The organism is Lentiprolixibacter sp., from assembly GCF_982873095.1.
This window is the reverse complement of the sequence record NZ_CEYNTP010000136.1, coordinates 1-7,584: the sequence shown is the minus strand read 5'-3', so window position 1 is coordinate 7,584 and position 7,584 is coordinate 1. Positions and strand designations below refer to the sequence as shown.

9 protein-coding genes and 1 pseudogene are annotated in these 7,584 nt (G+C 46.1%); 5 read left to right on the top strand and 5 right to left on the bottom strand.

Going from position 1 to position 7,584, the window contains the following annotated elements; all coding sequences use genetic code 11:
- From AC4E7D_RS09120 to AC4E7D_RS09100, 5 genes are all read left to right on the top strand, one after another.
- A partial coding sequence (locus AC4E7D_RS09120; RefSeq protein ID WP_490173492.1) for a class I tRNA ligase family protein occupies positions 1-1,229 on the top strand: 1,229 nt, incomplete at its 5' end.
- Between the two features lie 74 nt (positions 1,230-1,303).
- Positions 1,304-1,969, top strand: a complete 666-nt coding sequence (locus AC4E7D_RS09115) for a leucine-rich repeat domain-containing protein (RefSeq protein WP_490173491.1) — start codon at positions 1,304-1,306, stop codon at positions 1,967-1,969.
- 80 nt (positions 1,970-2,049) lie between these two features.
- Positions 2,050-2,637: a hypothetical protein gene (locus AC4E7D_RS09110; protein WP_490173490.1), complete on the top strand. Its 588-nt coding sequence runs from the start codon at positions 2,050-2,052 to the stop codon at positions 2,635-2,637.
- A gap of 77 nt (positions 2,638-2,714) precedes the next feature.
- On the top strand, positions 2,715-3,980 hold the full coding sequence (locus AC4E7D_RS09105) for a sterol desaturase family protein (RefSeq protein ID WP_490173489.1): 1,266 nt from the start codon (positions 2,715-2,717) through the stop codon (positions 3,978-3,980).
- 9 nt (positions 3,981-3,989) lie between these two features.
- Complete coding sequence (locus AC4E7D_RS09100; RefSeq protein ID WP_490173488.1) at positions 3,990-4,763, top strand: creatininase family protein; 774 nt, start codon at positions 3,990-3,992, stop codon at positions 4,761-4,763.
- A 3-nt stretch (positions 4,764-4,766) separates the two neighbouring features.
- On the opposite strand, the gene AC4E7D_RS09095 is transcribed toward AC4E7D_RS09100, so the two are convergent.
- The 5 genes and pseudogenes from AC4E7D_RS09095 to AC4E7D_RS09075 all read right to left on the bottom strand — a co-directional run.
- On the bottom strand, positions 4,767-5,030 hold the full coding sequence (locus AC4E7D_RS09095; protein WP_490173487.1) for an acyl-CoA-binding protein: 264 nt from the start codon (positions 5,028-5,030) through the stop codon (positions 4,767-4,769).
- On the bottom strand, positions 5,023-5,688 hold the full coding sequence (locus tag AC4E7D_RS09090) for a phosphatidylserine decarboxylase family protein (RefSeq protein WP_490173486.1): 666 nt from the start codon (positions 5,686-5,688) through the stop codon (positions 5,023-5,025). Before AC4E7D_RS09090 ends, AC4E7D_RS09095 begins: the two co-directional genes overlap by 8 nt.
- On the bottom strand, positions 5,678-6,481 hold the full coding sequence (locus AC4E7D_RS09085; RefSeq protein WP_490173485.1) for a phosphatidate cytidylyltransferase: 804 nt from the start codon (positions 6,479-6,481) through the stop codon (positions 5,678-5,680). The genes AC4E7D_RS09090 and AC4E7D_RS09085 overlap by 11 nt, the downstream gene beginning before the upstream one ends.
- A gap of 1 nt (position 6,482) precedes the next feature.
- Positions 6,483-7,094 (bottom strand): LUD domain-containing protein, encoded by a 612-nt coding sequence (locus AC4E7D_RS09080; RefSeq protein WP_490173484.1) that lies wholly within the window; start codon positions 7,092-7,094, stop codon positions 6,483-6,485.
- Between the two features lie 56 nt (positions 7,095-7,150).
- Positions 7,151-7,584: pseudogene (locus AC4E7D_RS09075) on the bottom strand (ATP-dependent zinc metalloprotease FtsH); the annotation flags it as partial.

Sequence of the window (7,584 nt, the reverse complement as noted above, 5' to 3'; positions counted from 1 at the left end):
CGATAAGCGTATTCGGAGGGATATTAGACCCGGAGAATAAAGAAATCGAGTATTACTATCCTACCAGCGACCTGGTCACTGCACCGGATATCATATTCTTCTGGGTTTCCAGAATGATCATAGCCGGGTACGAATTCCGGGGGGAAAGGCCCTTCGAGAATGTTTATTTTACTGGCCTGGTGCGCGACAAGCAGCGCAGGAAAATGTCCAAATCCCTGGGGAATTCCCCTGATGCGCTGGAGTTGATCAATAACTATGGTGCCGATGGGGTTAGGGTAGGGCTTATGTTGAGTTCTGCTGCCGGGAACGATTTACTTTTTGACGAATCGCTCTGCCAGCAGGGAAAGAACTTTGCCAATAAAATCTGGAATGCCTTTCGCCTGGTCAAGGGATGGGAAGCTGCAGATATAGAACAGCCGGAAGCTGCGGCCATTGGTATTGCGTGGTACAAATCCCGCTTTAACGCTGCCCTGGAGCTGATTGAGGACCAATTTTCCAAGTACCGTATATCTGATGCCCTCATGGCCATTTACAAGCTCATATGGGATGATTTCTGTTCCTGGTTGCTGGAAATAGTAAAACCCCCCTATCAACATCCCATCGATTCAACTACCCTTGCGGAGGTAAGAAGCCTCTTTGAGCAAAACCTGAAGGTACTGCACCCTTTTATGCCTTTTCTTAGTGAGGCCATCTGGCAATACATGGATGATCGCAATCCGGAAGAAGCCCTGATCATTTCGAATTGGCCTTCTCCGGGTACTGTTGACCAGCAGCTTATAGACAGTTTCCGTATTGCCAGGGAGGTAATTTCAGGGGTACGGACGATACGCAAAGAAAAGAACATCCCGATTAAAGAACCGCTGGAACTCTATTTCCAGGATGCCGAGAAAGCGGGCCACACCTGGGATCCGGTCATCTCAAAGCTTACTAATGTTCCCGAGATACGTATTGTAAGTGAAAAGGTAGATGGGGCACTTTCATTCCGGGTCAAGAGCAATGAATATTTCATTCCTATTACCGGTCATGTGGACCTGGCTTCCGAAATCCAGAAAATACAGGAAGAACTGGACTATACCCGCGGCTTCCTGGCCTCTGTGGAGAAGAAACTGGCCAATGATCGCTTTGTAAATAACGCCCCGGAACAGGTTGTTGCCCTGGAAAGAAAGAAAGCGGCAGACGCAAAAGCAAAGATCCAGACCCTGGAAAAAAGCTTGTCGAGCCTGGAATAGGTAAAATGGTTTATATTTGCCATCCAACAGCAACCCTTTCCTAACCAGCCACTTATTTAAAAATTGCAATCGCTATGAAAAGACAAGTGATCTTACTTTTTGCGTCAGTACTGGTTGGGACGTCCTGTTCTACAGATGCAGATAATAATCAGAATGAATTAGGACCGGAGAATACCCCCGAAGTGGCACGTACCCCAATCCCTGATGCCAACTTTGAGCAGGCCCTTATCGATTTGGACCTCGATGATGAAATCGATGGGTTTGTCAATACCAGTTCCATATCCAATCTTGAGGACCTGGTCATTGAAGACAAGGGAATAGAAAACCTCTCCGGCATAGAAGATTTTACTGCCCTTGTGGGGCTGTGGGTGAGCCGGAATAACCTCTCGGCATTAGACCTTACCCGGAATACAAATCTGAAATTTGTTTTTGTCGAAGATAATGCATTAACTACCCTGAGCGTAAACAGGCTCACTTCACTGGAAAAAATCCAGGCAGAAAACAATGTGTTGACTACTTTGAATATAGCAGACAACCAGGCGCTGCAGCAACTCAGCCTGGCCAGCAATCAACTGGTTTCCATCAATATTTCTAACATTCCCAACACTACACAGCTGAATACCTTTTCAATTGAAAATAATCCGTTGGAGTGCATTATCGTGAACCAGGAACAACTGGCCAATATTCCTTCCCAGTGGACCAAGGATCCGGAAGATGTGTATGCCCTGGATTGCAATTAGAAGACATTCTCCCTCGTGCGACTGGGAAAGGATTTGAGAAAGTGTTTGCCTATCCTTATCTTTAAACAAACCCGATTGTCATGAAAACATACGTGTCGCTTTTAGTAGTATTGGCGGTTTTGTTCGCCAACAATCTCAATGCCCAGCTACTCCCCAAGGAGGTGCAGATCAAAACTGCAGTGTTACCTGCCCCCGAAAAAGACAAAGATGGTGCCATGGTTTACGGTTACAATGAAGCAGGGGAACTGGTGGTGCTGAGGGAAGGAAACAACAACCTGGTATGTATTGGTGATGACCCCAATAAGGAAGGTATAAGCGTGAGCTGTTATTCAAAAAAACTGGAGCCCTTTATGGCCCGAGGCCGGGAACTGACCGCAGCGGGTAAGGATTTTAACGAAAAGCGGGAGATCCGGGGAAAAGAGATCGCGGCAGGAACCTTGTATATGCCCAGAGAGCCCAGTATGCTGTACGTCTTTTATGGTAAACAGGAGAACTACAATCCTGAGACCGGGGAACTCAAGGAAGGCAAATTCCGATATGTAATTTACACCCCATTCGCCACAACCGAATCTACGGGACTGCCAGACAAACCCCATGCACCGGGGATGCCCTGGTTGATGGACCCGGGAACACATCGCGCCCACATCATGGTAGGTCCCTTTAACTAAGACGGTCTTGAAAAGCATTTATTTCCAACATACTAAACCCAGACCACTGAACCATCCGGTTTCTGATTAAACGCATTATGGAAGCTTACGCAACTGCCCTTTTGTATGCCATACCCTTTTTTGTGATTTTACTCGTAATAGAAATCCTTTACGGCTACTTTGTAAAAAGGCAAAAGTATAAGGTGATGGATACGGTGAGCAGCCTGAGTTCCGGACTTACCAATATAGTTAAGGATTCCCTGGGACTGGGAATCATCATCGTGAGTTACCCCTATCTCGTGGAACATCTGGCACTTATCCAGATTGAGGCGAGCTGGATGGTGTGGTTAGTGGCATTTCTGGCCATGGATTTTGCTGGCTATTGGAACCATCGCCTCAGTCATCATATCAATATCTTCTGGAATCAACATGTGATCCATCACAGCAGTGAGGAATTTAATTTGGCCTGTGCGCTGAGACAGTCTATTTCGAACCTTATCGGTTATTTCCCGCTGATGCTCTTGCCTGCTGCGCTGCTTGGGGTGCCACACCAGGTCATCGCGATCCTGGCGCCTATTCACCTGTTTGGGCAGTTCTGGTACCATACGCAGCATATCGGGAAATTGGGGGTGCTGGAATACGTTATTGTGACTCCGTCACAGCACCGGGTCCACCACGCTATAAACCCGGAGTATATTGATAAAAACCTCGGGCAAATCCTCTGTATCTGGGACCGTATGTTTGGTACCTTCCAGGAAGAGTTAGAGGAGGTGCCCCCACAGTATGGGGTACTTAAACCTGCACATACCTGGAATCCGATAATCATCAATTTTCAGCATGTTTGGAGGCTTTTTCTGGATGCCTGGAGGACGAGAAATTACTGGGACAAACTCCGTATTTGGTTCATGCCTACCGGATGGCGCCCTCTGGACGTTGCCGAGAAATACCCCCGGGAAGTCATTGAAGATGTCTATCATTTTGAGCGGTACAGGACTCCGGCAAGTACGGGGCTCAAGGCGTATGCTATTTTCCAAATGCTCTTTACCCTCCTGTTGTTGCTCTTTATGTTTTACAACTATACCAATATCGGGTTTGATGGTTTGCTTTTATTTGGTGCATACGTGTTTATTGGTATCTATGGATATACCACCTTGATGGATCGTAAACAGAGTGCTTTCTGGATAGAACTGTTTCGCGGTGTAGCCGGCTTGTGGTTGATTTGGAGCAGTGGGGATTGGTTTGGTATTAACGCTTTTTTGTCCGTCGGCAGTCTGATCGTAGCTGTCTATTTCGCGATCACCCTTGCGGGAGCTTTTTATTTTACTTATGTAGAGAAACCTTTTATACTTAACTCAGCCTTCTAATTCTCCATTATGTCGAATAATATACGCCCCTATATCCTCGCTGAAAACAATTGGAATACCCTAAAGGAATTCCGGTTTGACCTGGCGGTATTACCCTGGGGGGCTACAGAGGCCCACAACTATCACCTGCCTTATGGCACGGATAACTATGAAGGGGAGGCTCTGGCCGCAGAAGCGGCGAGGCTGGCCTGGGAGGCCGGGGGTAAAGTTGTAGTTTTACCGGGGATCCCTTTTGGTGTGAATACAGGACAGTCTGATATTTATCTGGATATCAACCTCAATCCTTCCACGCAGCTGGCCATCCTTTCCGATATCATCCAAACCCTTTACAGACAGGGGATCAAAAAGCTTTTGATTTTCAATAGTCATGGGGGGAATAATTTTAAGCCCCTGGTCAGGGAACTGGGACTGAAATTTCCTGAAATGTTGATCTGCTTTTCCAATTGGTTCCAGGCTATGGACCGGGAAACGTTTTTTGAGGCTTCAGGAGATCACGCTGATGAGTTGGAAACCAGTTTGATGCTACACTTGCAGCCAGATTTGGTATTGCCTCGTGAAAACTGGGGTAAGGGTGGGGCCAGGCAGCATAAGATAGCCGGATTTCGCGAAGGCTGGGCCTGGGCAGAAAGAAAATGGTCTGAAATTAGCGAAGATACCGGGGTAGGTAATCCGGAGCGGGCTTCTGTAGAAAAGGGGGTCCGTTATTTTGAGTCTGTTACCCGGAAGTTAGGGGATTTCATGCTGGAACTCTGCCATGCCGACCTGCAAAACCTTTATGAATAGCGCTTACTTTTTTTGTTTCAGGTCTTCTACCAGGGCGATATAATTTTGCATGGCTTCCTTCCTGCTGATATTCTTCGCTTGTATCAGGGCATTTGCCTTAAATGCATTGATCAGGGGTGTTTTGCTCCCGGGGTTGTCGTAGTTTTTATTGGCGATCTTATAGTAGGCGTATAACTTCAACAGGAAATCGGCAGGCAAGGGGTCCGTATACCCATTAATATAGGCTACGGCTTCCTGGAATTCCTTTTGTAAGCGGTCCTCACTCATTATCTTCTCTAAGGGTGGCAATACAGGTCTTCGCCCCAACTACCTTTTGATTCATTTTGACGGTAATCACGCTGTCCAGCGGTAATAAAACGTCCACCCGGGAGCCAAATTTGATAAACCCGGCGTCCTCGCCCTGCTGAACATGGTCACCCACTTCTGCATAGTTTACGATCCTCCTTGCTACGGCACCAGCAATTTGTCGGTACAGAATATCCCCAAACTTAGGGGTGTTGATGACTACGGTGGTACGTTCGTTCTTTTCGCTTGATTTCGGGTGCCAGGCCACAAGATATTTCCCGGGATGGTATTTTGAATATTTTATGACCCCACTGGCTGCATATCGTGTTACGTGCACGTTGATAGGGGACATAAATATTGAAACCTGTAGCCTTTTGTCCTTAAAATACTCCTTTTCCTCAACTTCCTCTATAATAACAACTTTCCCATCTACTGGTGCCAGGATTTCGTCAAAGTTTTTTATTGCCACCCGCTTCGGGTTCCTGAAAAATTGCAGTACCAGGATCAGTATGACCAGGGCCCCTCCCTGGAGCACGTATTTAAGCCAGGGCAGGCTAACATAAAAATGGGCAATAAGTACTATTGCCGCCGTGATGAAGAAGGTAGTTAAGATGATCCGTTGGCCTTCCTTATGAAACATAGGAAAATAAGTTGAGTGTTAAATAGGCAAATGGTGCTGCAAATATAAGACTATCTAAGCGGTCTAGCATGCCCCCGTGACCTGGAAGAATGGCTCCGCTGTCTTTGACCCCAGCATGGCGCTTGAGTTTGGATTCCAGCAGATCTCCGAGACTGCCTGTGAGTACTATTACCGCGGCCAGGGTAATCCATTGTGTGGAAGTTAAAATAGGTTCAAAACGGGCAAGAAAATAAGATGCCAACAAGGTAAAAACCAGGCCCCCAAGGGAACCTTCAACGGTTTTTTTGGGTGAAATGGAAGGACATAGTTTGGTTCTCCCTATAGATTTTCCGACCAGGTAGGCGAAGGAATCATTTACCCAGATCAGTATAAAGATCCCCATGATCAGGTACTTTGCAAAGGCATTGTCCTTGTAGGGGATCATGGTGAGAAAAATACAGCCTCCCCCGATATAAAAGAGGCCGGTAAGGAATTTCTGATGGGTAAAGTGGAGTTTACGCGTTTTGGAAAACAGGTAGAACAACAACGCAACATTTACCGTTAAGGTGAGCATCATCAGGATATTGATAAGGACTTTATCCTGAATGAGGTAAATATACGCCCACCACAGGCCCAGATAGGCAATAAAGACATAATAGCCTCTAAGGTGAACCAGTCGTTTGTATTCATACAGGCAGGCCAGTCCGAAGACCATAAAAAGGAAATCAAAGGCGTCTGAACTCAGAAATATTGCAGAAAGCAGCAGGATGACATACAATGCCCCGGTAATGAGTCTCCTTAATAGTTCTTTCATCTTAAAGGTCTTCCAGCAGTAGTAGGTACAAGTGCTTGGAACTGCTCCCGTAAGTTAGGAAATCATCTTCGTTTTCTTCTGTTGCCTGGAAATGCTTAATGGTAGTAATGTTTCCGGGAATGCCACCTTTGTATTTGCGTTTAATGGATTTTAAGCCTTCGCCAATGGATTCTACCAATTGGCTGGTAGTAGCAAAGACAATCACATTTTCCGGAACCTCATTGATCTTTTTTTCCTTCAACTGGTTGGATGAAACCAAAATGGAACCATTTTGCGCCACCAGATGTTCACAGGTGGTAAAGAAGACCTCACTTTCCCTGGCGTTCTTGGTGAACTTCAGGGGCTCTTTGGCAAATCGTTCTTCCAGCCGGGGATTGAGGGTAAAGAAAGGATGGTCTTGCCACCCGTTTTCATCCTGGATATTCTTCAGGGCCTGGGAAACTTCCTCAAATGAATCGCAATACAAAAACTTACCCCCGTTTTTCTTGAAGTGGATGGTAAATTTCTCGTCTACGGGAAGCTGAAGGTCTGGCATATGCACCCCACGGGTTTCTGCGGTTTCCTTGGAAACCTTTTTTTTGCCTCCTCCAAATAATTTATCCAAAAGGCCCATTCGCGGTATTTAGCTTCGCATAGCGTCCTTCCTACAATAAAAAACGCAGCTGGGAGTTATTTATTTTCTTCGGCAGACTCTTCAGGGGTAAGGGTTTCTGTTGGGATTTCCTGCCCCTTTTGGTCAAAATGCTTTTCAAATGGCCTTCTGCCAAAGATTTTTTCCAAATCTTCCTTAAAGATAACCTCTTTTTCCAATAATCGCTCTGCCAACGCCGTGAGTTTGTCCTTGTGCTCTTCTAAGACTGCAATAGCACGTTGGTATTGTTCTTCGACAATTTTGGAAATTTCCTCATCGATAATCAGTGCTGTTTGTTCACTGTAGGGTTTGGTAAAACCGTATTCACTCTGGCCTGAAGAATCGTAATAGGTAAGATTCCCGATTTCATCGTTCATACCGTAAATAGTAACCATAGCACGTGCCTGTTTGGTAACCTTTTCCAGGTCGCTCAGGGCACCTGTGGAGATCTTATCGAAAATCACCTTTTCAG

Bases quoted from the DNA above. Each gene is read 5' to 3' on its own strand.
- AC4E7D_RS09105 (WP_490173489.1), top strand. From the start codon at position 2,715: ATGGAAGCTTACGCAACTGCCCTTTTGTATGCCATACCCTTTTTTGTG.
- AC4E7D_RS09100 (WP_490173488.1), top strand. From the start codon at position 3,990: ATGTCGAATAATATACGCCCCTATATCCTCGCTGAAAACAATTGGAAT.
- AC4E7D_RS09115 (WP_490173491.1), top strand. From the start codon at position 1,304: ATGAAAAGACAAGTGATCTTACTTTTTGCGTCAGTACTGGTTGGGACG.
- AC4E7D_RS09110 (WP_490173490.1), top strand. From the start codon at position 2,050: ATGAAAACATACGTGTCGCTTTTAGTAGTATTGGCGGTTTTGTTCGCC.
- AC4E7D_RS09085 (WP_490173485.1), bottom strand. From the start codon at position 6,481: ATGAAAGAACTATTAAGGAGACTCATTACCGGGGCATTGTATGTCATC.
- AC4E7D_RS09090 (WP_490173486.1), bottom strand. From the start codon at position 5,688: ATGTTTCATAAGGAAGGCCAACGGATCATCTTAACTACCTTCTTCATC.
- AC4E7D_RS09095 (WP_490173487.1), bottom strand. From the start codon at position 5,030: ATGAGTGAGGACCGCTTACAAAAGGAATTCCAGGAAGCCGTAGCCTAT.
- AC4E7D_RS09080 (WP_490173484.1), bottom strand. From the start codon at position 7,094: ATGGGCCTTTTGGATAAATTATTTGGAGGAGGCAAAAAAAAGGTTTCC.